The sequence below is a fragment of the Pauljensenia sp. 20925_1_27 genome (genome assembly GCF_041432835.1).
Taxonomy (GTDB): domain Bacteria; phylum Actinomycetota; class Actinomycetes; order Actinomycetales; family Actinomycetaceae; genus Pauljensenia.
Genome location: NZ_JAPWAH010000006.1, coordinates 23,668 through 49,088, shown reverse-complemented (window position 1 = coordinate 49,088; position 25,421 = coordinate 23,668). Strand labels below are relative to the sequence as shown.

Genomic DNA, 25,421 nt, shown 5'->3' with positions numbered 1-25,421 from the left:
CCATCGCGCGAGCGGCCCCGGCCTCGTCCCATGTATGCGGCAGACTCAGCGGACCTATTTTCCGATGGTATTCCTGGCCACGAGGGTGTTCGTCGCCTGGGCCACCGGGCGCACGATCATCGAGTCGATGTTGACGTGGGAGGGGCGCTCCAGGGTCCACACGATCGCCTCGGCGACATCTTCGGCGACGAGCGGGGCGGAAACGCCCTCGTAGACGCGGTCGGCAGCTTCCTGGGAACCGAGTCGGTTAAGGGAAAATTCCTCGGTGCGCACCATGCCGGGCGCAATCTCGATGACGCGCACGGGCTCGCCCACCAGCTCCTGGCGCAGCGTGTTGGCGATGATGCGTTCGGCATGCTTGGCGGCGACATACCCGCCGCCACCCGGGTAGGTGTCGTGGGCCGCGGTCGAGGTCAGGAAGACGAGGTCTCCCCCGCGCTCACGCATCCCCGGCAGGAAGGCGCGCGAGCAATGCAGGGCGGTGAGCACGTTGCGGTCAAACATCGCGCTCCACCTGGCCGGATCTCCCTCCGCGACCCGGTCCACGCCGATCGCTCCGCCGGCGTTGTTGACAACCGCATCCACAGGGCCACCCTCCAGGACGCGGGCCGCCATCTCATTCACCTGTGCCTCATCGGTGAGGTCGGCTGCCCAGTACTCACAGCCAATTTCAGCGGCGAGGGCCTCCAGGCGCTCGCGGCGCCGGGCGACGGCGACAACCCTCCACCCTCTCTGCGCCAACAGGCGTGCGGTGGCCTGCCCAATTCCGGTGGATGCTCCAGTGACGACGACGCGGCGAGAATTGCTCATAGGGCAACAGTAATATCCCCGGGAACGCACCGTCGTGCGCGCCCGGGGATACTCGCTGGTGTCTCAGCCGTTGGGCAGGCCGTAGGCCTTGTGGATCAGCCAGATCGGGTGGACGACGTTCGCGCCCGTGGCCGTGCGCAGCTGCCAGCGGCACGTCTCCGTGTCGCAGGCCGCCAGCTCGGCGTTGACCTGCTTGATGAAGTCGAAGACCGGGGCGCCCACGGCCTGGGCGATCGCGTACTTCTCCTTCTTCATGCCGTAGGTGCCCGCGATGCCGCAGCAGGGCTGCTCGGAATCCTTGACGGTCACACCGGGGATCAGGCTCATCAGCTCGATCGCCGGCTTGCCCAGACCCTGGGACTTCACCTGGCAGGGGGCGTGGTACGGGATGGTGACGTCGATGCGCTGGAAGTTCGTATCCAGCTCGCCCTTGTCGTACAGGTGCAGCAGGAACTCACTAATGTCCCACGTACGACTTCCCACATCGCGCAGCTCCGGGGTGTCCATCTCGAGGATCTCGTGGGCCTCGTGACGCAGCATGCCACCGCACGAGCCCGACGCGGAGATGATCGGGGCGTCACGGTTGACGCTGCGCAGGTCGTTCGTCAGCTTGGAGACATACTTGCGCGCGTCGTCGTACAGGCCGTTGGACTGCAGGGCCAGGCCGCAGCAGCCGTGCTTGGGAACCAGGACCTCGTAGCCCAGGTGCTCGAGCACCATGACCGAGTGAATCGAGGTCTCGACCTCGAAGTACTGGCCGGCGCATCCATGGAAGAAGATCACCTGGCCGCGCGTGCCGGAGTTAGGAAGCGGCTTGTGCTTCTTAAACCAGGACTCGAAGGTGCGACCATACGCGCGCGGCATGGGGGCCGAGCGGTGCACACCGATGACGGCCTCCATCGCCATGCGGATCGGCTTGACGTCCAGAGCCCAGTTCGCGATCGGGGCGACCGGGGTCATCATGGTGCCGATCAGGGAGGTGCGACCAATGAGACGGTCGCGCAGCGGAATACCGTGCGCTTCCTTCATGGCGGTGCGGCGGTGGTGGATGATCTCGGTGACCTTCACCCCCTGGGGGCACACGAGCGAGCATGTGCCGCACGAGGAGCAGTAGTCGATGGACTTATCCACCATCTGCCCGCCCTTGCGGAAGCGCTCGGCCTGTGGACCGGAGTACTTGGGGCCGGCGAACAGGTCGGTGACGCGCATGACGGGGCACTGGGTCTCGCAGATTGTGCACTTGACGCAGGAGTCAAGGCTTGCGCGCAGCGCGGCGTCACCGGTGAGGGCGAAGACGTCCTCTTCTTCCACGCCCGGTCCCATCAACGTTGACATTTCCAGAGTCATTTCAGTTCCTCCACGATCGAGTCGACGGCCGCGAGTGCGCTGGCCAGCGCGATTCCTTCGCCGCTCTTTTCGCGCCAGCGGGTGGCGCCGGCCAGGTTTCCTCCGGCTGCGTACAGGTTCGGGCACACGGGCGCGCCTTCCTCGTTCAGGACGCGCATGTTGTCGTCGACGGCGAGGCCGGCCAGGAAGAGGGGCTGGTCATCCCCCCAGAAGTCGGCGTGTAGGAGCTGTCCGGAGGCACCCATGACGGGCAGACCGCAGATGGTTTCGCGCACGGTTCCGTAAGAGTCCATGTCGAGGGCGCCGGATTCAAAACCGCCGGCGGCGAGGATGAGGGATCGGGTTTCCACGATCGTGGAGCGTCCCGCGCTGGCGTATTCGACGCCGCTCACTCGTCCGTCTGCCGTGTGCACGGCCTTGATCGGGGATCCGAGGATGACGCGGCACTTCTCGGAGGCGATGCGGGTGAGCAGCGCGTTGAGGCGCATGCCGGGCACCGACGGGGGCTGGATCGGGATCTCGAAGACTCGGTGGCCGAGCTTGTCTGCGAGGTCGCGCCACGCGTTCGGGTCCTCGAGGCCGAGGACGGCGGGCAGGCCGACGATTTCGCCTTCTTCGAGGAGGGGGCGAATCTGGTCTGCCAGGCGCGCGCGGTTCTCCTCGCGGTCGAGGCTGCGCGCATGGTTGGTGCCGGTGGAGTCGACCTCACCCTCGCGCACGACGTAGTCGACGGACAGGGCGCGCGCCGTGATCGGGGCACCGTCGGGCCCATTCTGGCGCGTCAGGTTTTCGGCGACGAGGCTGGGGTAGAAGTCCTTGAAGCGCGTCAGTCCGACGATGGCGTAGCGGGCGCCCGCCTGGGGGATGCCGGCCTCCATAGAGGGTGGAATCAGGCAGGTGGGGCGCAGCGCACCAACGCCGGTGGGGATGCGCACGTTGCGGGTCTCATCGCCGATGAGCACATCGGAACCGACGAGGTCGCGCAGCCACGCGACGGAAGCACCGACGCGGTCGGGGGTGACGTGCACGTAGGGGTGGGTGGGGCGGGAAGCCACGTGGGCTTCCAGCGCCTCGAGGGGCGCCTCGACCGGCTCGGGACGGTAGCCGAGAATGTCGACCGTGCCCGTGCCGAGCTGGATGCCGCCCACACCCTTCGTGACGAGCGTGACACTCAGTCCCGCGTCGGCCGCCTTGATTGCTGCGGCCAGGCCTGCCAGGCCCGCGCCGATAACGACGACGTCTCTCATCGAACGACCTCCTCGCTGGGTGCGGGCAGGTGCTCGACGTCGAGCGTGCCCTCGTGGATCCAGGCGTCCAGTGCGGCCTGCCTGGCTTGCTTGCCGAACATGATGGGCCACAGTCCGATCCAGCGGTTCTTCAGGAAGAGACGCAGGAGGGAGTTGGCGCGCATCGAGTCGATGTCTCCACGCTCGTGGGCGATGCCGGCGGCGCGCTGGGAGCAGAAGCCACCTTGGCAGGGGCCCATGCCCAGGCGCATCTGGCGACGAACATCGTCAAGCTGCCCCTTGGGCAGGGTATCCATGACGTTTTCGAGCATGGCGCGCGTGGCCATCTCGCACTCGCAGATAATCTGCTCGTGGGAGGGGGATTCGTTGCGCGATTCGACATTGTCGAGGCGGTGGCCGATCGTGTAGAGGCGCGCTTCCTTGGCGGGCGGGACGGCCTCGTCGGCGGTCGTGCAGGCGCGCTGCTCGCCCATCTCCTCGCACATGATGTCGACGATGCGCTCGGCCATGAGGCGGTAGGTGGTGAGCTTGCCGCCCGCGATGGTCAGCATGCCGTAAACGCCGTCACGCGTATTGTGGTCGATGATGCTCATGCCGCGCGCCATGTGGCGGGTATCGGTCGCGGACACTCGGGAGTCCTTGACGAGGGGGCGTGCTCCGGCCCAGGCGTGCACGGCACGGGACTTGCGGAAGCCGGGGATCATGGCCTCGCCGGAGTCGAGCATCTGCTGAACCTGGTCGGCGGGGATGGAGAGGCGATCCGGATCGTCGGCCTTCAGGTCGGTGGTACCGATGATGCACACGGTGTGATCGGGCACGAGAATGTCGCCGTCGGCGGGCCACACACAGCGGTTGATGACCGATTGGCTCAGGCGGTGATTCATGGCGATCATGATGCCGGCGCCCGGGACGACGTCGACGCCGTGGCAGTTCGCCATGGCAGCGATCTGTCCGGCCCAGGGGCCGCCGCAGTTGAGGACGAACCCGCATTCAATGCGCACGTCCTCGCCGCCGCGCTCGTCGTGGACGACGACGGCGCTGACGCGATCGCCTTCGCGTTCGACGGAGGTGACGCGGTGGTAGGTCAGGATCTGCGCCCCGTATGCCTGCGCGGAGCGGATCGCTCCCCAGGTCATCTGCCAGCCATCAACCGTGCCGTCCTGAACCTCGAAGGCTCGCTTGATGCGCGGGTCGAGCCGGGGTTCGCGGCGCAGTGCCTCGGCAATGGAGATTTCCGCAGCGGGCACCTTTGCTGCCGCTGCACGAGCCAGGAACTGGTCCGCGTACTCTTCATCGTCGTGGGCCGTCACCACGAAGAGGCCACCGGTGGCCTCAATAGCGTTTGCGTTGATGCGCTTGACGATTTCGTTTTCCTCGGCGCATTCGGTGGCCGACTCGGGATCGGACGCAATGTAGCGGCCACCCGAGTGGAGCAGACCGTGGAAGCGACCGGAAGTTCCCTGAGCGATATCGGCCCGATCGACGAGGACGGCTGAGAAGCCGCGCATGGCGACGTCGCGGACGACGCCGGCACCGGTGGATCCGCCACCGATGACGCACACGTCAGTGCGAAGTGTCTTCACCGTTAAAATTCCCTTCACCTGTTGATGAGGAAGTGCCTCATTGCTGCCTCCATCATGCGCCAGATAACCCCGTTTGCACGAATGCACACACGACTCTGCACATATGTGCAGGGCGTCGCCCTACCAAACCGACATCCGCACTCATCCGCACAACTCTGGGCAAAAACGGGGAATTACATATCATGCGCATCACGTAATTTCGGATGACTCACGCCCCGTGGACACTCATCCCACGCCATCGGCCCCTCTCCCCCTAGAGTTAAGGCATGACGAATACACTGCTGGCACGAGTCCTCGACACCGCGTACACCGATTCGACGGTGCGTCCCCAGGACGACTTCTACCGCCACGTCAACGGCACCTGGCTGGCGACGCACACAATCCCCGCGGACCGCCCCATGGACGGGGCATTCCACGCGCTTCGCGACGCCTCGGAAAAGTACGCCCGCGCAATTGCCCAGGACGCAGCCGACGGATCCCTGGACGATCCAGATGCGAGCCGCATCGCCACCCTGTGGAGCCAGTTCCTCGACGAGGACACCATTGAAGAGGCCGGCGCCACTCCCCTGCGCCCCGACCTCGACGCGATCAACGCCTGCACAAACCACGAGGAACTCGCCCGCGAAATGGGCCGCCTCATGCGCGAGGGCATCGGAGGCCTCGTCGGAGCGTACGTGGGCACCGACCCCCACGATTCCTCCCGCTACATGGTCTCCCTCGTCCAGTCCGGAATCGGCCTGCCCGACGAGGCCTACTACCGCGAGGAGGACTACGCGCCGATCCGTCAGGCGTACGTCGCACACACGGCCCGTCTCCTCGCCCTCGCTGGCGTGGACGACCCCGAAGGAGCGGCCACGCGCATCATGGAGCTCGAGACTGCACTGGCTTCACACCACCGCGATTCTGTGAGCAACCGCGATCCCCTGCTCTCGGACAACCCAGTGCCGTGGGAGGAGCTCGCCACGCTCGCACCCGGATTCGACTGGGACGCGTGGGCCAGCGGCGCACGCATGCCCGTCGCCGGCCTCGTCGTCAACGTCGACCAGCCCGACTTCCTCAAGGCCGCCGCCGCCCTGTGGGCAACCACCGACCTGCCCGTCCTCAAGGAGTGGCTGAGCGCCTCGGCCATCGACTGCCACGCTTCCCTCCTCTCTGGCGACTTCGTCAACGAAAACTTCGACTTCCACGGTCGCACGCTGTCCGGCACGCAGGAGCTGCGTCCGCGCTGGAAGCGCGCCCTCGGCCTCATCGAGGCCTACCTGGGCGAGGCCATGGGCCGCGCGTGGGTGGCACGCCACTTCCCGCCCAACGCCAAGGAAGCGATGGACACGCTGGTGCGACGCCTCCTCGACGCCTACGGCGAGTCGATCCGCGGCCTCGACTGGATGAGCGAAGACACGAAGGCCAAGGCACTCGACAAGCTGGCAACCTTCAACCCCAAGATCGGTTACCCCGTCAAGTGGCGCGACTATTCGACCCTGCACCTGGACCCCAAGGCTTCCATCGTCGACAACGTGCGCGCCGCTAACGCCCACGCCACCGACCGCGAATGGGCCAAGCTAGGCCGCCCGGTCGACCGCGACGAGTGGTACATGACTCCTCAGACGGTCAACGCCTACTACAACCCCACGCAGAACGAGATCGTCTTCCCCGCCGCGATCCTCCAGCCCCCGTTCTTCGACGCCGAGGCTGACGACGCGGTGAACTTCGGTGCAATCGGCGCGGTCATCGGCCACGAGATCGGTCACGGCTTCGACGACCAGGGCTCGCGCTACGACGGAGCGGGAAACCTGTCGAACTGGTGGACGGACGAGGACCGCGCCGCCTTCGAAGAACGCACCCACGCACTCATCGCGCAGTACGACGCCCTCACACCGGCCATCCTCCTCGAGCAGGACGAGGAGTCGGAGGAAGGCGACGAACGCACGCTCCCCCACGTCAACGGCGCGCTCACGATCGGCGAGAACATCGGCGACCTCGGAGGCCTCACGATCGCGTGGAAGGCCTGGGCAGCGTCGCTTGCCGAGCAGGGGCTGACCCCCCAGACCGCTCCCGTCATCGACGGAATCTCGGGTCCGCAGCGTTTCTTCTACTCGTGGGCACGCGCCTGGCGCACGGCCACACGCCCCCAGTTCGCGCGCCAGATGCTGGCGATTGACCCGCACTCCCCCGCGGAATTCCGATGCAATCAGGTACTGCGCAACCTTGACACGTTCGCCCGGGCATTCGACGTCACCCCCGGCGACGACATGTGGCTCGATCCCGCCCAGCGCGTCACCATCTGGTAGAGCGTGTCCCAGCCGACAAAACCCGGCGCGCCCCGCGCAATCACCCCCAACACATGACAACATAGGAATGTTGAGCGCAACAGCGCCCCCATTCCATCGACGGAAAGGCACCCCATGCCAGGCCTGAACCTGACTCGCGAGGAAGCGACCGAGCGAGCCTCGATCATTTCCTCTGTGACCCGCTACGAGATCTCACTGGACCTCACGCGCGGAGACACCGACTTCGGTTCATTCACCCGCATCGAGTTCGACGCGCGCGCAGGCGCCTCCACATTCGCTGACCTCGTGTCCAACAACGTCCACTCGATCACGCTGAACGGCAACGCCCTGGACCCCTTCTCGGTTCACCAGGACAACCGCATCGCGCTGGAGAACCTGGCCGAGCACAACGTCCTCGAAGTTGAGGCATCCTGCCAATACATGCACACGGGCGAAGGCCTACACCGCTTCGTCGACCCGGCCGACGGACAGGCCTACACCTACTCGCAGTTCGAGGTCCCGGACGCACGCCGCGTGTACACGACGTTCGAGCAGCCCGACCTGAAGTCCACCTTCACACTGACGGTCAAGGCCCCCAAGGGCTGGAAGGTCTTTTCCAACGCCCCGACCCCCACCCCCGAGGAAGAGGGCGAGGCCTGGATCTACCGCTTCGCCACCACCGAGGTGATGTCGACCTACATCACGGCGATCGTCGCAGGCCCCTACGAGGGCACGACGGCGACGCTCACGTCCTCCGATGGCCGCACGATCGACCTGGGCGTCTACGCCCGCGCGTCGATCATCGAGCACCTGGATGCCGACGAAATCATCGACATCACCCGACGTGGCTTCGAGTTCTTCGAGGGTGCGTACGGCATCGCCTACCCCTTCACCAAGTACGATCAGATCTTCGTGCCCGAGTACAACGCGGGCGCTATGGAGAACGCGGGCTGCGTCACCTTCCGCGACGCCTACGTGTTCCGCACGCGTCCCACCGAGGCTCAGATGGAGGCTCGCGCCAACACGATCCTGCACGAGCTGGCGCACATGTGGTTCGGCGACCTGGTCACCATGAAGTGGTGGAACGACCTGTGGCTCAACGAATCCTTCGCCGAGTTCATGAGCCACCTGGCTCTGGCCGAGGCCACCAAGTACACCGAGGGCTGGACCGGGTTCATGGTCCGCAAGGACTGGGGCCTCAAGCAGGATCAGCTGCCCACGACGCACCCGATCACGGCTGAAATCCGCGACCTGGCCGACGTCGAGGTCAACTTCGACGGCATCACCTACGCCAAGGGCGCCTCCGTGCTGCGCCAGCTCGTCTCCTACGTAGGCCGCGACGCTTTCTTCGCCGGCCTGCACGAGTACCTGACGAAGCACTCCTACGCCAACGCGACGCTGGACGACCTACTCTCGGAGCTGGCCGCTGCCTCGGGCCGAGACCTGGCATCGTGGTCGAAGGTGTGGCTGGAGGAAGCCGGCGTGACCCTCCTGCGTCCCGTCATCACCACGGCCGAGGACGGCACGATCGAGCGCCTCGAGATCACCCAGGAAGCCTTCTCCGAGGGTGCCTCCTTGCGTCCGCACCGCATGGGCGTGGCCGGCTACTCGCTGACCGAGGAGGGCACGCTGGCCCAGGTCTTCCGCGAGGAGCTCGACGTCGACGGCGCCTCCACGGTGGTCGAAGGTGCCGCGGGCATCGCCCGTCCCGACTTCATCCTCGTCAACGACGGCGACCTCGGCTACGCAAAGGTACGCCTCGACGAGCAGTCCCTGGCCTTCGCGGTCGCTAACATCACCAAGTTCACGGACTCACTGACCCGCGGCGTCGTCATGGCCTCCGCGTGGGACATGACCCGTGACGGCGAGATGCCGGCTCGCGATTACCTGAACCTGGCGCTGCGCGCCGTGCCCGTCGAAGACAACATGAGCCTCCTGACGCTCACCCTGCGTCACATCGACGAGGCCGTGCGTACCTTCGTTGCGCCCCAGTACCGTGCCGACGCCGCCGAGGACACGGGCCGCCGTCTGCTCCTCCTGGCTCGCACGGCTGCCTCCGGTTCTGACGCACAGCGCATGCTCGTCGCCGCAGCAGCCCGCAACGCGACCAGCCCCGAGCAGTTCGAGGCCATCCGCGCCCTCTACGACGGCACCCAGACCCTCGAAGGCCTGGACCTCGACGTCGACCTCAAGTGGGGCCTGCTGATCGCCCTCGTACGCGGCAACGCCGCCACCGAGGAGGACATCGCCGCCCTGGAGGCCACCGATGACACGATGACCGGCCATCAGAACGCCGCCGCCGCTCGTGCGGCTCGCGCAGGCGAGTGGATCAAGGCTGACGTGTGGGACAAGGTCCTGACCGACACGTCGATCCCCAACGACACGCGCTGGGCGATGATCTCTGGCTTCTGGGCGCAGGCGCGCACCAACCCGTCGGCCTACGCGAGCTACGTGGGCGAGTACTTCGAGGCCCTTGCTGGCATCTGGGAGACCTTCACCTTCCACACGGCCGAAGACCTCACGACGCTGCTCTTCCCGAACGCCATTGCGGGCTACGCCCCCGAGGTCGACGTGGTTGCTTCGGGCAAGGCCTGGATCGAAGCTCACGCGGATGCGTCCGCCGGCACGATCCGCATCATCCGCGAGCTCATCGACGTGTGTGAGCGTCAGATCGCCAACCAGGCGGTGGACGCGGACTGATCCGTTCCTCATAGACGCCAGGGGGCGTGGCCATGTGGCCACGCCCCCTTCGTCTACCTCGTGCCTGTCTACGCGCTACTGCAGTTGCAAGCCCGTGTACGTGACACAGATACAGAGGAGACAATCTCACCCAAAGGTCAGCAGAGTGAACTCACAGGGTCACCAGCCGTACCCGAGCTTGTACGCGATTCCTCCGTGCCCCGCACACATACCCCGATAGTCAGATGCTCCCGGAGACGAGAAGCTCTCTGTCCCATCGTGACAAATTGCCTTGTAGCGGTTGCCGGTTGCAACATCTGCCGCTCCAGATCCACCGCCATTCGAGGGGACCGGGTACAGGCCCCACCACACGCCCGAGTCGTAGAACCAGTGACGCTCGCTGCCGATCCACTGGGTGCCTGTCACCATGACGCCGGACGCGTTCAGGTAGTACCAGGAGCCTCCCTGGCTCAGCCAGCCGGTCACCATTGCACCCGACTCGTTGAAGTAGTACCAGGAGCCGCCGATCGCGTTCCAACCGCGCACCATAACGCCCGAGTTGTTCAGGTAGTACCAGGTACCGCCTTGGTTCAGCCAGCCGGTCTTCATGGCGCCGGAGGCGTTCAGGTAGTACCAGGAGCCGTCAACCATGGTCCAGCCCGTGCGCATCACGCCGCTCTGCGGATCCAGCAAGTACCAGGTTCTCGGCTCGTTGAAGTAGTACCAGGAGCCGCCGATCGCGTTCCATCCATGCACCATCGCGCCCGAATCACCGAGGTAGTACCAGGAGCCGCCTTGGTTCAGCCAGCCGGTCTTCATGGCGCCGGAGGCGTTCAGGTAGTACCGGGGGGAGCCGTCAACCACGATCCAACCCGTGCGCATCACTCCGCTCTGCGGATCCAGGAAGTACCAGGTTCCCTGCACGTTCGTCCATCCACGCGCCTGCGCACCTGAGGGGGCGTAGTACTCCCACGATCCCCCAAGGTTGTACCATCCGGTGACCATGTAGCCGCTGCCGTTGAAACGGTAGGTGGCACCGTCGATGTCTCGCTTCTCGTCACGTGCGTACGAGCCATTGTCCAGGTCGTACCACCAGCCCACAGAGTCCATCTTCCACGAGGGCTTAGGCGCGGGAGCAGGCTCGGGGGCCGGCGCGGGGTCCGGGTTGGGCGCGGGGTCCGGGTTGGGCGCGGGGTCCGGGTTGGGTGCGGGGTCCGCCGTTGGTTCAGCCGTCGGATCCACAGTCGGCTCCGCCGCCGGAACCTCAACAGCAACGCCCGTAGTGTCGCCGTCTTCGTTCGATACGATCGGGAAAGCGTAGGCGGGTGTCAACGGGCCAACAACGAGGGCAGCGGCACCCAGGGCTGCCATCGCGCTCCTGCGCATATTGATGGGACGCATATCTTATTCCTCTCTGAACAGAAGGCAACGAGTGCGTGATTCCGTTGAGCACAACAGTCGCACTCGATCGACGAATGCACATTAGTTTCGCAGCATTCCTTTACCGACTATACACAGAAATATGTGACGCACAAAATAAAATGCAGCCCTCATTGGCAGTTGCAGCAAAGAGATATCAATAGGCATGAAGAAGCCCCGTCGGTGAGTACTCACCGACGGGGCCTGAAAGCGTTGTGTCAGCGCTTGGCTCGACGCGATGCCACGAGCGCACCGATACCAGCAACAAGGACGGCGACCGCCCCAACGCCAACCCACACGCCCGACGCACCGGTAGCAGCCAGCGTGTCACGACGCGTCTCGGCCGGGGTCGACGCAGGCGCGTCAGACGGCGCCGGATCAGCAGCAGCAGCAGGCGTTACCGGAACCTGAACAGAGGGAACCAGGGTAGCAGGATCCTGGGTCACGGGGTTCTGCGGGGCGGGGGCCTGGGTGGTGGGGCTCTGCGGGGCAGGCGTCTGAGTTCCGGGGGCAGGCGTCTGACCATCACCAACGGACGGATTCTGCGGGGCAGGAGTCTGCTCGTCAGTATCGATTCGCGGATTCGCACTGCCCTGGTTAACACTCTGGGAGGGTGTCGGGCTTGAGGGACTCACGGAGAGCGTCGTGCAGCGCGTGAGAGCATCGCGGTACTCAGCGGCGGTCAGGTAGCGGCCCGCTTGGCCCCCGGATGTCACGGTGACGCCGCCATCCTTCTCCGGACGTACGGACGTCTGCGCAGCGATGGAGTCGGCCACACGATCGAGCTCAGCGTCGATGTCAGCAAGGCTGGCAGCGGGCTTCTGGTCAGCCGCGGATGCGAGGTACTCATCAAGAGCGCTCTGAGCGGCGTTCACGGATGCCTGCGCATCAATGACGGCCTGCTGGTTATCGGTCGTCGAGCCTGTCACGGAGGGAGCGGGCGTCGAGGGCGCGGCAGCCCCAGACTTGGCGGGCAGCGTCGAGACGTCGACTGGTAGAGCAGCACCGGGCAGAGCGCCTACCTTGTTCTGCCAGGAGTTGCCGCGCTGCGCGTCACCGTCACCGGCCAGACCGGAGACATAGTTCGTGTTGTCGGCGTTGAAGGCACCGCCATCGAAACCGTAGGCCGAGGCAGTGTCACCCGTCGTATGGAAGCGGGAGACATCCGGGGAACCACCGGTGATCGCATAGAACTTCTGCGTGCCGTAGATGCGGGTGAACTGGCCGTGCTTGGCGATATGAACGCCGACACCCACCACGTTGTTCTGGGCGAGCATGTTCTTATCGTGGCCGGAGGAGTTCTTCCACTGATCAAAGAGGGCGTCAGCAGCCTGCATCGGGTTCTTGCTGGTGCCGTAGGCCCCCCACTTGTCCCCGAAGTTCTCGCGATGGTTGTAGGCGATGTTCTCACCGGCGTAGGAGGTGTCGCCACCATCAAGCTTGCCCGCGCCGAAGTACTTGTAATTGGGATCGTGATTGAAGTCGTCCGAGTCCGACATGTGCTGGCTCCACGAGCGCGCATCTGCGGTCACGGTATCGGAGACGACCAGCTCGGGCAGCCCCGCGTTCGCACGGTAGGCATTCATCTTCTGAACGATGAGGGCTTCGATGATACGCGCCTGGGTGGCGTCGTCAACCTGAGACCAGTCCACCCAGTCGAGGCCACGATCGGTCGTTGTGGGCGCAGAGACGGGCGCGCTATCAGCCGAGTTGGACTGGGCCGCCGACTGCTGAGCAGCATCAAGGGCCGCCTGGGCATCGGCCAAAGCCGCACGGAGTTCGGCTTCACGCGCCGGATCGGCAGCGGAGGCAGAGGAATCTCCAGCAGCGCCAGCGGCGTAGCTGGCGAGCAGGGGGTTGTATTCAGCGGTGATTCGCCCCTGAGCACCAGACAGAGAGTTGCAGAATGCATCCTCCGACGCGCTCGTCCCCTCGGCCAGCGTGGGGATAACGACGAGGGATGCCGCGATTGTCGTGGCGGCGAGGACCACCGAGGTATGGGTGCGAGTGAGCTGGAACGACATTGGCTACCGGCCTAACACTATGAGACAAAGACAGGTAAATCTTTCCACTCGGTACGCTGTTTTTCAAGGTTTTTTCAGTAATTCATTACAGGCAAATGCACCAATTTGCAACGTTTTATAGGTTTGACAGATTTTGAACATCCCATATGTCGATACCAAAACGTTATTTTTCAGATCCAGTCCCTGACCAATAAGTAACAGATAGTCACGCAAGAGGTGGTCACCATAGTCCACAAGCAGTCACCGGACGTGCGCAGACAAGGCCGACAGCCCATCCAAGAACAACAAAAAACCGACACCCACTAACTGAGTGTCGGAATTTTCTGTGGAGCTAGGGGGATTCGAACCCCCGACCTCTTCCATGCCATGGAAGCGCGCTACCAACTGCGCCATAGCCCCGTTATTTAGTTCGTCGCCCTGGCGACCTGATAAATAATAGCGGACCTTCGAAGGCTGACGCAAATCCAATTCAGTGCCCCTCGTCACAGCTTAGAAAAACCTCGGAATACTGCGGCAACGAGGGACCAATAGGAGGTTATGCCCCCAGAATGTCCTCGCGTGAGCCGATGTTATGGGAGGCGAGCCGCCATCCGCTGATCGCCGCGCTCTTGGACGTCGACATTCCTACGGGCACGAGCTCCGACCAGTGGCAGTTATCCACACCGCGCAGCCCGTTGAAGACAGCTGGATCCAACCCCAGGAGGGAGACAATGCCACGCGCGATCGCAGAACCGTGTGAGACCACGATCAACGATTGGTCGTCGCGGCAGGCCCGAGCAGCCTCCAGAACAGCATCACGCACGCGCGCGCCCACGACCTCAGAGCGTTCTATCTCAGCGAGGTCACACTCCCCGTCTGCCCGGTACTGCGCAAAGGCCTCGGGCTGCTCTCGCGCAATCTCCTCGTAGGTCTTTCCCTCGAAGCTCCCGTAGGAGCGTTCCGTGAGTCGTTCGTCGAGCGCCGGGTCCTCGCACGGGTACCCAGCGATATCAAAGACGCGCGCAACGATCCGCGCAGTATCGACCGCGCGGCCCAGGGGCGAGCTCACGATACGCACGCCCCCGTCGTCGTAGCTGTGCCCGTCCTCGGCGGCAAACATGCCCACCTCGGCACTCGGTTCGCACAGGCGACTCACGAGTACGCCGGCGGCACCCGCCGCCTGGGATCGCCCGGCCTCGTTCAGAGGCTTGTCGATGCGTCCCTGGAATCGCCGCGCCAGGTTGAAGTCCGTCTGCCCGTGACGCAGTAGGACGATCCGCGATGCACTCACTGCGCAGCCCCCGCTCCGTGTGTTGCCGCGCGCTCCGCAGCGGCAGCGCGAGCCTCATCGGTATCGACATCGATCGGTGTGGCCGGGCAGTCACCCCATAGCCGCTCAAGCGCGTAGTACTCGCGCTCCTCCTCCGACAGCACGTGCACGAGCAGCTCCGAATAGTCCAGGAGCACCCAGGTGCCCTCCGCACGCCCCTCGATATGTGCCGGACGGCGGTGGTGCTCAACCCAGATGCGGTCCATGATGTCCTCGGCGATGGCACGCACCTGACGGTCCGTCGGAGCCGAGACGACCACGAAAGCGTCCGCCAGGGCAAGCTTGCTGGTCACGTCAACGAGGACCGGGTTGATACCGCCACGGTCGTGCGCGGCGCGAGCAACAATGCTCGCTAGTTCTGCGGTAGCGTCGGGAAGGCTCACGTTTCTCCTTGGGTCAGGACCGGTACAGGCCGTACTTGTTGATGTATTGGACGACGCCGTCGGGCACGAGGTACCACACCGGCTTGCCCTCTTCGACGCGCGTGCGGCAATCGGTCGACGAGATTGCCATGGCGGGCACCTCAAGCAACGACACGGACTCATGCGGCAGGCCGGGGTCAGACAGATTGTGCCCGGGGCGTGTCACACCGATAAAGTGCGCCTGCTCAAAAAGCCTATCGGCGTCCTTCCACTGCGCAATCTGCGCCAGGGCATCGGCACCCGTAATGAAGTAAAAATCAGAGTCGGGGTACTCGCGAGACAGGTCCGCCAGGGTATCGATCGTGTAGGTCGTGCCCCCACGGTCAATATCAACACGAGACACGGCGAAACGCGGATTCGAAGCGGTTGCGATCACCGTCATCAGGTAGCGATGCTCGGCCGAGGTCACCCGACGCCCCGCTTTGAAGGGCTGCATGGCGGCCGGTACAAACACGACCTGGTCGAGGCCGTAGACGTCCATAACCTCAGACGCGGCTACGAGGTGACCGTGGTGGATCGGATCGAAGGTACCGCCCATGATGCCAATCGCCCGGCGCCTGCGAAGCGCGCGGGGCGGGTGAGGAGGCAAGGCCGGTGCAGCGGTCGCCCCTGCCGTGGCCTCGGTCGTCTTCTCGATAGCAGCCTCCCCCGAGGCTGGCGCGGTCTGCTTGTCCTGCTCGCTCACGGGCGGATCGTTCCCTCTCCCTCGTAAATCCAGGTGGTGGTCGTCAGCTCGGTGAGCCCCATCGGACCGCGCGCGTGCAGCTTCTGCGTCGAGATACCAACCTCGGCCCCCAGGCCCAGCTGCCCGCCGTCCGTAAAGCGCGTCGAGGCGTTCACCGCGATAGCGGCGGCATCAACACCCGAACGGAACGCCTGCACGGCGGCAACATCCGAGGCCACAATACCTTCCGTATGACCGGTGGAGTATCGACGAATGTGCTCAATCGCCTCTTCGATGTCATCGACGACGCGCACCGCGAGGTCCATTGACAGGTATTCCGTCTCCCAGTCGGCCTGCGTTGCATCGACGATCATGTCCGCGTCGATGGAAGGCTGGCCGTCAACGATGGTGCGGGTGGCCTCGTCGGCGTGGATCGTGACACCCGCCGTAGTCAGGCGCGTGATCGCAGCAACCAGGAAGCGCTGGGCGACATCGGCATGCACCAGGAGTGTTTCCGCCGCGTTGCATACACCCACGCGCTGCGTCTTCGCATTCATGATGATGGCTTCGGCGGCCTCCAGCTCGGCAGAGGCATCGACGTAGACATGGCAGTTGCCGGTACCGGTCTCGATAACCGGGACGCGCGACTCCTCCACGACGGCGTTGATAAGCCCTGCCCCACCGCGCGGAATCAACGCATCGATCGCGCCGCGAGCACGCATCATCGCACGAGCCCCCGCACGTCCCCACGGATCGACGGTCGTAATCGCATCGGCAGGAAGCCCGACGGAAGCCAACGCATCGCGGCACACCTCGATGAGGACACGATTGGAGGACTGGGCGGCACTACCACCGCGGAGGATTACCGCATTACCGGCCTTGAGTGCCAGGGTTGCAGCGTCAATCGTGACGTTGGGGCGGGCCTCGTAGATGATGCCAACGACCCCGAGAGGTACGCGTTCCTGCGTGACGCGCAGACCGATATCCGTGCGCATACCGCGAACAACCTGACCGACGGGGTCGGGAAGACCCGCAATCTCCCGGACGGCGTCAGCGATACCCCGGATACGCTCAGGTGTCAGCGCGAGGCGGTCCAGCAGCCCCTCACTCATCTGCTCAGCGCGACCGCGCGCCACGTCCTCAGCGTTGGCAGCCAGGATCTGGTCGCTGCGTTCGATGAGCGCAGCAGCAATCGCCTCGAGACCGCGGTTCTTCGCCTGTGTGGTCACATTCGCGAGAACGCGAGCAGCCGCGCGGGCGGCATCGGTCACCTGGGAAATATCTGCAGCAGTATTCACCTGGCCATGATGACACACGAGAGCGCGTGGGGCCGCGTCAGTCAGCGCTCAGCGCAGAAAATGCGTCGCCTAACACCGCCAGGTCATCGCGGTGAATCGCAGGCCGGGGATGCTCATACCCCGCTGCCTCCAGCTCTGTTGTCCCCGAGCCGGCGATCTGCGCCAAAGTATCGGAGTCATATCCCGATACACCTCGAGCGACGAGCCCCGTCGCAGACGCCACGTCCACGACATCGCCCGCATCGAAGTGGCCAAGCACCGAACGCACACCCGCGACCAGCAGAGACTTCTTGCCAACCGTAATCGCCTGCGCGGCACCCTCGTCGACGATGATCTCGCCGCGCGACGGTGCCACATGAGCGATCCAGAGGCGGCGCGAAGCCGGACGCTCCTGGGAAGGCTCGAACCACGTTCCGACGCGCTGACCCGCCAGCACCGACTCAAGGGCATCAGCGCTGGCAAGCTGAACACCGATGCCGCTCGTCGTTACCAGCATTGCGGCCTGCACCTTCGTCGCCATGCCACCCGTACCCACGCGCGATCCCGCGCCGGTCACAAGCACGCTCATGAGATCGTCCGCGCTCACCACGCGCTCGATCAGCTCCGAACCAGGGTGATCCGGGGGTGCCGTGTAGAGGCCGTCGACATCAGTCAGCAGGACGAGCGCATCAGCCTGAACCATCTGCGCGATGAGAGCAGCAAGACGATCATTGTCACCGAAACGCAGCTCTCGAGTGGTCACCGCGTCGTTCTCGTTCAGAATCGGAACGACGCCGAGGCCGAGGAGACGCGTCAGCGAGGCTCGCACGTTCGTGTAGTGGTCGCGGCGCATCACGTCGTCCGTCGTCAGCAGTACCTGGGCAGCATCGAGGTGATGTGCCTGGAAAGCGGCCGTCCACCGCGCCATCAGGAGCCCCTGCCCCATCGCAGCGGCGGCCTGCACGCTCGGCAGGTCCTTCGGCTTCGAGGTAAATCCGAGGGGATCCAGGCCCGCGGCGACCGCGCCCGACGACACGATGACGACCTCGCGGTCTGCACCGCGCCAGCGCGCAACAAGGCGCGCGACAGAGTCGATCCGGTTGAGATCCAGACCGCCGTCTTCTCGCGTCAGTGACGACGAGCCGATCTTCACGACGATGCGCGAGGCCGACGACACTCCGCTCATGACTGATCCGAGGCGTCGGTCCAGTGGCCGGCCTGGCGCTCGGTCCACAGCTCGTCACGAGCAGCGGTCTTGGCGTCCATGACCTGGTGGTACACCTCGCGGCGCTCCTTGCGGCTCGGGCGCGCGTTCTGCTCAAGACGCAGGTCCGTGCCACGCGAGCCCAGCAGCTCGGGACCAGTAGTGAGCGTCGGCTCCCAATCGAAGACGACGCCCCCATCGAGGTCGCCGATCACAACGGTATCGCCGGCAACCGCACCGGCCTTCATCAGCTCATCCTCGACGCCCGCCGCGTTCAGACGATCTGCGAGGTAGCCCACGGCCTCGTCGTTGGCGAAGTCGGTCTGCCGCACCCAGCGCTCCGGCTTATCGCCACGCACCTGGAAGACGTCCTCGCCATCCTTGCGGGTCTTACGCACCGTGATCTCGACGCTGCGTCCGACAGCCTTCGGGCGAATCACGGGACGGGCAGCCTCGAGAGCGGGACGCTTCGCGCGTTCCTCCTCAACGATGCCGGCCAGAGCAAAAGACAGCGCCTTGAGTCCCTCGTGGGACACGGCGGACACCTCGAAGACGGGCCAGCCGAAAGACTCCAGATCCGGACGCGTAATCTCAGCGAGATCACGACCATCCGGAATATCGATCTTGTTGAGAACGATGACGCGCGGACGCTGCATGATCGGCACGTAGCCCTCGACCTGCGTCAGGTCGCCCTGGTAGGCCTCCAGCTCGGCCTCGATAATGCGCAGATCCTCGACGGGCTCGCGATCAGTCTCGAAAGCAGCGGTGTCCAGGACATGCACGATGACCGCGCAGCGCTCAATGTGGCGCAGGAAGTCCAGGCCAAGGCCTCGTCCCTGCGATGCACCGGGAATCAGGCCGGGAACGTCAGCGACCGTGTAACGCGTGTCGCCGGCGGACACGACGCCCAGGTTCGGGACCAGCGTCGTGAACGGATAATCCGCGATCTTCGGGCGCGCCGAACTCATCGCGGCGATCAGTGAGGACTTGCCCGCCGACGGGAAACCGACGAGAGCCACGTCCGCGACGGACTTCAGCTCAAGGATCACGTCCCGTTCCTCGCCCGGCTCGCCGAGCAGCGCGAATCCGGGGGCCTTGCGAGCCTTCGATGCCAGGGCGGCGTTCCCCAGACCACCGCGGCCGCCCTCAGCGACCACGTAGCGCGCTCCCGCACCCGTCAGGTCGGCGAGCAATTCGCCCGACATCGACTTCACGACCGTGCCCTCGGGGACCGGAAGAATAATGTCCGCTCCGGTCTTGCCCTGACGGAAGTCACCCATTCCAGGCGTGCCGTTATCCGCGCGACGATGCGGGCTGCGGTGGTAGTTCAGGAGCGTGGTCTCCTGCTCGCTCACCTCAAGAATAACCGAGCCGCCATTACCGCCATCACCGCCGTCGGGGCCAGCCAGCGGCTTGAACTTTTCACGCTTAATCGAGGCAACGCCGTTACCACCGTTACCACCCGTCGCGTGCAGAGTCACGCGATCCACGAAGTCAGCCACTGTTGCTCCTGACGACTGAAAATGAATGTTGAAAAGGGCGCCCGGCAACGCCGGACGCCCTTTATGCGCGCGGTCTCAGGCAGAGACCGGCGAAACGCTGACGACCTTGCGATCGCGCTTGCGGCCGAACTCGACCGCGCCGGCGCGCAGGGCGAACAGGGTGTCATCCTTGCCACGGCCAACGCCGTCACCAGGGTGGAAGTGGGTGCCGCGCTGACGGACGATGATCTCACCAGCGTTGACCAGCTGGCCGCCGTAGCGCTTCACGCCGAGGCGCTGCGCGTTCGAATCGCGACCGTTACGGGAGGAACCAAGGCCCTTCTTATGTGCCATCAGTTGCTACTTTCTGCTCGTGGGAACGTCGGGTTCAGGCGATCTCGGTGATCTTGACGACCGACATCTTCTGACGGTGTCCCTGGCGCTTGCGGTAGCCCGACTTGTTCTTGTACTTAATGATGGAAATCTTGGGGCCCTTGGCCGAGTCAACAACCTCAGCCTTGACGGAAACCTTGCCCAGCTTGGCTGCGTCAACGGTGATGGCGTCGCCATCCACCAGCATCAGCGGCTGGAGCTCGATGCTCGAACCGATTTCTTCTGCCAGCTTGTCGACGACGACGACGTCACCGACGGACACCTTTTCCTGCCGGCCGCCAGCCTTGACGATCGCGTAGACCACGTTGGAGCTCATCTCTTCTCGTATTCGTAACCGGAATCGCGCCTCGAAACTGCCGAGGACTTGTCTCATTGTCATGATTCCGTTGGCACTTGTTGCGCCGACGATCAAATTTAGCCGATTCGCACGCCGGAATGCAAGCCGGCACGGTCACGGGCGGGCGTGAAGTGCTGTGCGATTCCACACCCTACACTCGGGGGAAGGGCAATCAACCCCTCCCCCGGCGCATCAGCGCTATCCGGCGTCGACGATACCTGTCGAGGCGGCGCGACGACGACGCTTGACGCGGGGCTGATCGCTCGCCTCCGGAAGCGTAATGTCCTCAGTCGAACGAACCGGTGCCGCCGGCGCACTGGCCTCGGCACGCGCGGGCAGGTCGACGACGATGGGTGCCGGCGCCGCATCGGGCTCGACGACACCGGTCGAGACAGCAGCGCGACGCCTGCGAGTCTTACGCGGTGCGGCTGGTGCCTGCTCGTGAGCCTGCTCAACCACCGACACGGCAAGCGACGCGGCGGCCTGTGTCTTGTTCGCCTGAGCCTCGGAAGCCACCGCCGGTTCTTCGGGAACGGCCGTCTGCGCTGTGGCGCGGCGACGAGTCTTCGTCGCCGCTGGGGCCTCGGCAGGTTCGCTCGACATGGCCGTCACCGCCTTGCGGGACGCACGGCGTCGGGTCGCCGGAGCCTTCTCTCGATGCTCAGGCATCTGGATCTCCGACGCGTCCTTCACGGGCGCTGCCGGTTCGCTGGAACGCTCGACCGGCTCAGGCAGCTCGATGTGCACGGGTAGGTCGGGCAGCGGAGCAGATTCGGCGACGCGGCGGCGACGACGAGGACGCTTGGTGGCAGCCTCCTCAGTCTGCTCAGCGAGCGGCTTGGGCACGGACTCAGCTAAGGCCGCGGCACTGTCACCCGTCGACGCTGCCTGCTCGTCGACCGCCGACTCAGGCTCTTGAGCCTCGGCGGTAGCGGTACGCGAGCGACGCTTCTTCGCAGGATTACTCTCCTCGGCCGCGTTCTCCTCTTCTTCCTTGCGCGTGGACGCAGCGGCGATTGCGCTCAGCGCTTCCTTGGCGCGCTCATGATCGGCGTTATCCTCGATGCGACGAGGCTCAGCCTTCTTCTGCTGCTTCTTCGACCCCTTCGAACCCTTCGAGGACTGCTCAGCGCCGGAGGTCTCCACCGGATGATGGTGAACGATGAAGCCGCGGCCCTCACAGGCCTCACACGGGGAGGAGAAGGCCTCGACAAGGCCCTCACCCACACGCTTGCGGGTCATCTGCACGAGACCCAGCGACGTAATCTCCGTGACCTGGTGACGCGTACGGTCGCGTCCCAGGCACTCGACAAGGCGGCGCAGCACGAGGTCACGGTTGGATTCGAGGACCATGTCAACGAAGTCAATGATGACGATGCCACCAATGTCGCGCAGACGCAGCTGGCGCACGATCTCTTCGGCGGCCTCGAGATTGTTACGGGTCACCGTTTCCTCAAGCGTGCCGCCGGCACCGATGAACTTGCCCGTGTTGACGTCGATGACGGTCATGGCCTCGGTGCGGTCGATGATCAGGGTGCCACCCGAGGGCAGCCAGACCTTACGATCCATGCCCTTGGCGAGCTGCTCGTCGATGCGGTGAGCGTGGAAGACGTCCTCCGTACCCACCCACTGCTCGACGCGGTCGGACAGCTCGGGGCTGAGTTCGTCGACGTATTCCTTCACGGTCGCGTAGGTGTCGCGACCCTCGATGACGAGCTTCGAGAAGTCCTCGTTGAAGATGTCGCGCACGACGCGCACGGCCAGCTCGGGCTCGCCGCGCAGCAGCGTCGGGGCACTCTTCGTGTTGGTGTGCTTCTTCTCGATGTCCTCCCACTGACGGGTCAGGCGTGCAACATCGTCGCGAATCTGTTCCTCCGTCGCGCCTTCCGCGGCGGTGCGCACGATGACGCCCGATCCCGAGGGGACGACAGACTTGAGGATCTTCTTCAGGCGAGCGCGCTCCTTGTCCGGGAGCTTGCGGGAGATGCCCATCATGGAGCCACCGGGGATAAGCACCAGGTAGCGTCCGGCGAGCGTAATCTGAGAAGTCAGACGCGCACCCTTGTGCCCGATCGGATCCTTCGTCACCTGAACGAGGACCGGATCGCCCGACTTCAGAGCGGCCTCGATGCGACGAGGCTTGCCTTCCATGCCAACGGCATCCCAGTTCACCTCGCCCGCGTAGAGCACCGCGTTGCGCCCGCGGCCCACGTCCACGAATGCGGCCTCCATCGAGGGAAGGACATTCTGCACGCGGCCCAGGTAGATGTTGCCGACCATCGAAGACTGCGTACGACGCGCGACGTAGTGCTCGACGAGCAGGCCATCTTCAAGGATCGCGATCTGGTCGAGGCCGTCCTGGTCACGGATCACCATCGTGCGTTCGACGGATTCGCGGCGCGCCAGGAACTCGGACTCAGAGATCGAGTGGCGACGGCGTCCCTCGCGACGCCCCTCACGGCGACGCATCTTCTTCGCTTCGAGGCGCGTCGAGCCCTTGAGGGCCTGCACCTGATCGGCGGGATCGCCGCCTTCATCGGATGCCGAAGAGGACGAACGGGCGCGGCGACGACGGCGACGACGGGTAGAGGAATCTTCCTCATCCGTCGACTCTGCTTCCTGAGCGGGCACGCTGGCCCCCTCAGTATCTTCTGGCGCAGGGGCCGAGGCCTCGTCCGCCTTCTTCGAACGACGGCGGCGACGGGTCTTGGGCTCAGCCTGCGTATCGTCAGACTGCGCCTCAGCGGCAGGAGCCTCGGACGCGTCGGCCTCACCCTCTTCCGCGGCCTTCTTGGAACGACGACGACGCTTGGGGGCTGCCTCTTCACGAGGAGCCGATTCTTCGTCTGAGGCAGCGGACTTGCGGCGACGCTTGGGTTCGGGCTCGTCGATAATTGCGGGAGGGGCAACCTCGGGGGCTGCCTGGAAAACGGGGGCCTGGAACAGCAGCGAGGCGGCGGGTGCCACGGGGGTCGATTCGGTTGTCACGATTCTCCAATGGTGGGCGCGCGCCCCGTGCCTGGACGCACCCTTTTTCATCGCCCGCGAGGGGCGGAAACCTAGTGGAGCGCAGTTGCGCAGCGGCCGGCGGCATATAAATACGTCATCGCTCGGCTCTCGTCGCGAGGGCACTCCCGCGACATCCATTCACCCCTATTGTCGCACAACACGACGCCCCATTAATGGCAGGGTGACCAGAACAACGCGACCATCCTGACAATCTCACGGATAAACCCATAAAAAATAATCGGACACATATGTCACAAAACCGCCTCAGAACCAGCATTTCAACCGAGCTTCGAGACACTTTTAGGCTACATTGAAATCAACCCGTGACATAGGTCCTAGGATCTGCCGTCACGGGACAATCGACCCCGATCCCAACACGAGAAGGTCCCATCATGACCCTCGCGCAAACAGCGCTCGACGCGGTCACCGTCGGACGATGGCAGTTCGGTATTACGACCGTCTACCACTTCGTCCTCGTGCCGCTGACGATCGGCCTGTCCCTGCTGGTTGCCATCATGCAGACCGCGTGGCACCGCACCGGCAAGGAATACTGGCTGCAAGCAACCCGCTTCTTTGGCAAACTCCTCCTCATCAACTTCGCCCTCGGCGTCGCCACCGGCATCGTGCAGGAGTTCCAGTTCGGCATGAACTGGTCTGAATACTCCCGCTTCGTTGGCGACATCTTCGGCGCGCCCCTGGCCGTTGAGGCGCTCCTCGCTTTCTTCCTCGAGTCCACCTTCCTGGGCCTGTGGATCTTCGGCTGGGGCAGGCTCTCCAAGCGCATGCACCTGCTGACAATCTGGTGCGTCGCGCTGGGCACTATGTTCTCGGCGGCCTGGATCCTCGCTGCCAACGCGTGGATGCAGCACCCCGTTGGCGCCCGCTTTAACGCCGAGACCGGCCGCGCCGAGCTCGACGGCGTGAGCGGCTTCCTGAAGCTGATCACCTCGGGCGTGTACCTGAGCGAATACTCCCACGTCATCACCTCCGCATGGCTGGTTGCGGGCTCCTTCGTCGCCGGCATCTCCATCTGGTGGATGGTGCGCACCGCGCGCGAAGGTTCCGACGAGGCCATGGCACAGTCGCGCAACGTCTGGCGTCCGATCGCCCGCTTCGGCCTGACTGCAGTCCTCATTGGTGGCCTCGGCACGGTCATCTCCGGTCACATCCAGGGCCAGGAGATGGTCGAGGTCCAGCCCATGAAGATGGCAGCCGCTGAGGGCATCTGTGTGGACACTGAGGGCGCGGCTTTCACCGTCGCGCAGTTCGGTTCCTGCCCGCTCGGTGAGGACGGCACGCAGCCGACGCAGTTCATCAAGGTTCCCGGCGTCGCGTCCTTCATGTCGCACAACTCCTTCACCGCCACCTCAGAGGGCGTCGCAGACGTTCAGGAGCGCATGGTGGAACTGCTCAACTCCGATGCGAACTTCACCGCCAAGTACGGCGATGCCTCGCAGTACGACTTCCGCCCACCACAGATGGTGACCTTCTGGTCCTTCCGCTTCATGATCGGCCTGGGCATGGTGGCCTTCCTGCTGGCAGCGTGGGGCCTGTGGGCCACGCGCGGCGGTCGCACCTCGTCGAACAAGTGGCTGAGCACCCTCGCCCTGGTTAACCTGCCGCTACCGTTCGCGGCCGCTTCCTTCGGCTGGATCTTCACTGAGATGGGTCGTCAGCCGTGGGTTGTTGTCCCGAACCAGCAGGCGCTGGCAATGGCTTCTGACCTGGGCTCCGTCAACATGCTGACCGAGACGGGTATTTCCCCCAACGTTCCGGCTGGCCAGATGCTCGCCACCGTCATCCTGTTCACGCTCCTGTACGGCGTCCTCGGCGTCATGTGGTACATCCTCATGAAGCGCTACGCCGTTGAGGGCATCCACTCGCCCAAGGCCCAGGCGGCTGAGGACGAAACTCCGACCGACCTGTCCTTCGGCTACTGAGAGGAACAC

At 64.7% G+C, this 25,421-nt stretch carries 18 protein-coding genes and 1 tRNA gene; 3 read left to right on the top strand and 16 right to left on the bottom strand.

Annotation, left to right across the window (positions count from 1 at the left end; genetic code table 11):
* Positions 1-54: 54 nt before the first annotated feature.
* The 4 genes from O3684_RS05170 to glpA all read right to left on the bottom strand — a co-directional run bounded on the left by O3684_RS05170 (position 55) and on the right by glpA (position 4,987).
* Positions 55-810: an SDR family oxidoreductase gene (locus tag O3684_RS05170; protein ID WP_500065457.1), complete on the bottom strand. Its 756-nt coding sequence runs from the start codon at positions 808-810 to the stop codon at positions 55-57.
* Between the two features lie 63 nt (positions 811-873).
* Complete coding sequence (locus tag O3684_RS05165; RefSeq protein ID WP_500065455.1) at positions 874-2,157, bottom strand: (Fe-S)-binding protein; 1,284 nt, start codon at positions 2,155-2,157, stop codon at positions 874-876.
* Entirely contained in the window at positions 2,154-3,404 is a 1,251-nt protein-coding gene (glpB, locus tag O3684_RS05160; protein WP_500065454.1) for a glycerol-3-phosphate dehydrogenase subunit GlpB, read from the bottom strand. Before glpB ends, O3684_RS05165 begins: the two co-directional genes overlap by 4 nt.
* Entirely contained in the window at positions 3,401-4,987 is a 1,587-nt protein-coding gene (gene glpA, locus O3684_RS05155; RefSeq protein WP_500065453.1) for an anaerobic glycerol-3-phosphate dehydrogenase subunit GlpA, read from the bottom strand. Before glpA ends, glpB begins: the two co-directional genes overlap by 4 nt.
* 266 nt (positions 4,988-5,253) lie before the next feature.
* Between glpA and O3684_RS05150 the strand changes: the two genes are divergently transcribed.
* Positions 5,254-7,275 carry a M13 family metallopeptidase gene (locus O3684_RS05150; protein WP_500065452.1) on the top strand — a complete coding sequence of 674 codons (2,022 nt, stop codon included), beginning with the start codon at positions 5,254-5,256 and terminating at the stop codon, positions 7,273-7,275.
* 114 nt (positions 7,276-7,389) lie between these two features.
* Positions 7,390-9,954, top strand: coding sequence for an aminopeptidase N (gene pepN / locus O3684_RS05145; protein ID WP_500065451.1), 2,565 nt, complete (start codon positions 7,390-7,392; stop codon positions 9,952-9,954).
* 159 nt (positions 9,955-10,113) lie between these two features.
* Here pepN and O3684_RS05140 read toward each other — a convergent pair whose 3' ends face one another.
* From O3684_RS05140 to O3684_RS05085, 12 genes are all read right to left on the bottom strand, one after another.
* A complete protein-coding gene (locus O3684_RS05140) occupies positions 10,114-11,334 on the bottom strand; it encodes an N-acetylmuramoyl-L-alanine amidase family protein (protein ID WP_500065449.1) in 1,221 nt (406 codons plus the stop codon).
* A 236-nt stretch (positions 11,335-11,570) separates the two neighbouring features.
* Positions 11,571-13,376: a CAP domain-containing protein gene (locus O3684_RS05135; protein WP_500065448.1), complete on the bottom strand. Its 1,806-nt coding sequence runs from the start codon at positions 13,374-13,376 to the stop codon at positions 11,571-11,573.
* Between the two features lie 326 nt (positions 13,377-13,702).
* Positions 13,703-13,775: transfer RNA gene (locus O3684_RS05130), tRNA-Ala, on the bottom strand.
* Positions 13,776-13,911: 136 nt separating this feature from the next.
* The gene (locus O3684_RS05125; RefSeq protein WP_500065447.1) at positions 13,912-14,646 is read right to left on the bottom strand and encodes a histidine phosphatase family protein; all 735 of its coding nucleotides are present in this window, start codon (positions 14,644-14,646) and stop codon (positions 13,912-13,914) included.
* Positions 14,643-15,068: a ribosome silencing factor gene (gene rsfS / locus O3684_RS05120; RefSeq protein ID WP_500065446.1), complete on the bottom strand. Its 426-nt coding sequence runs from the start codon at positions 15,066-15,068 to the stop codon at positions 14,643-14,645. The genes O3684_RS05125 and rsfS overlap by 4 nt, the downstream gene beginning before the upstream one ends.
* Positions 15,069-15,081: 13 nt before the next feature.
* Positions 15,082-15,792, bottom strand: coding sequence for a nicotinate-nucleotide adenylyltransferase (gene nadD, locus O3684_RS05115; RefSeq protein WP_500062396.1), 711 nt, complete (start codon positions 15,790-15,792; stop codon positions 15,082-15,084).
* Entirely contained in the window at positions 15,789-17,069 is a 1,281-nt protein-coding gene (locus O3684_RS05110) for a glutamate-5-semialdehyde dehydrogenase (RefSeq protein ID WP_500065444.1), read from the bottom strand. Before O3684_RS05110 ends, nadD begins: the two co-directional genes overlap by 4 nt.
* 37 nt (positions 17,070-17,106) lie before the next feature.
* A complete protein-coding gene (proB, locus tag O3684_RS05105) occupies positions 17,107-18,234 on the bottom strand; it encodes a glutamate 5-kinase (protein WP_500065443.1) in 1,128 nt (375 codons plus the stop codon).
* Positions 18,231-19,754 carry a GTPase ObgE gene (gene obgE / locus O3684_RS05100; RefSeq protein ID WP_500065442.1) on the bottom strand — a complete coding sequence of 508 codons (1,524 nt, stop codon included), beginning with the start codon at positions 19,752-19,754 and terminating at the stop codon, positions 18,231-18,233. The genes proB and obgE overlap by 4 nt, the downstream gene beginning before the upstream one ends.
* A gap of 75 nt (positions 19,755-19,829) precedes the next feature.
* Positions 19,830-20,087: a 50S ribosomal protein L27 gene (rpmA, locus tag O3684_RS05095; protein ID WP_016461852.1), complete on the bottom strand. Its 258-nt coding sequence runs from the start codon at positions 20,085-20,087 to the stop codon at positions 19,830-19,832.
* A gap of 34 nt (positions 20,088-20,121) precedes the next feature.
* A complete protein-coding gene (gene rplU / locus O3684_RS05090) occupies positions 20,122-20,442 on the bottom strand; it encodes a 50S ribosomal protein L21 (RefSeq protein ID WP_003796298.1) in 321 nt (106 codons plus the stop codon).
* A 219-nt stretch (positions 20,443-20,661) separates the two neighbouring features.
* On the bottom strand, positions 20,662-23,502 hold the full coding sequence (locus O3684_RS05085) for an Rne/Rng family ribonuclease (RefSeq protein ID WP_500065441.1): 2,841 nt from the start codon (positions 23,500-23,502) through the stop codon (positions 20,662-20,664).
* A 362-nt stretch (positions 23,503-23,864) separates the two neighbouring features.
* On the opposite strand from O3684_RS05085, the gene O3684_RS05080 reads away from it, so the two are divergent.
* Positions 23,865-25,412 (top strand): cytochrome ubiquinol oxidase subunit I, encoded by a 1,548-nt coding sequence (locus O3684_RS05080; protein WP_500065440.1) that lies wholly within the window; start codon positions 23,865-23,867, stop codon positions 25,410-25,412.
* Positions 25,413-25,421: the final 9 nt, after the last annotated feature.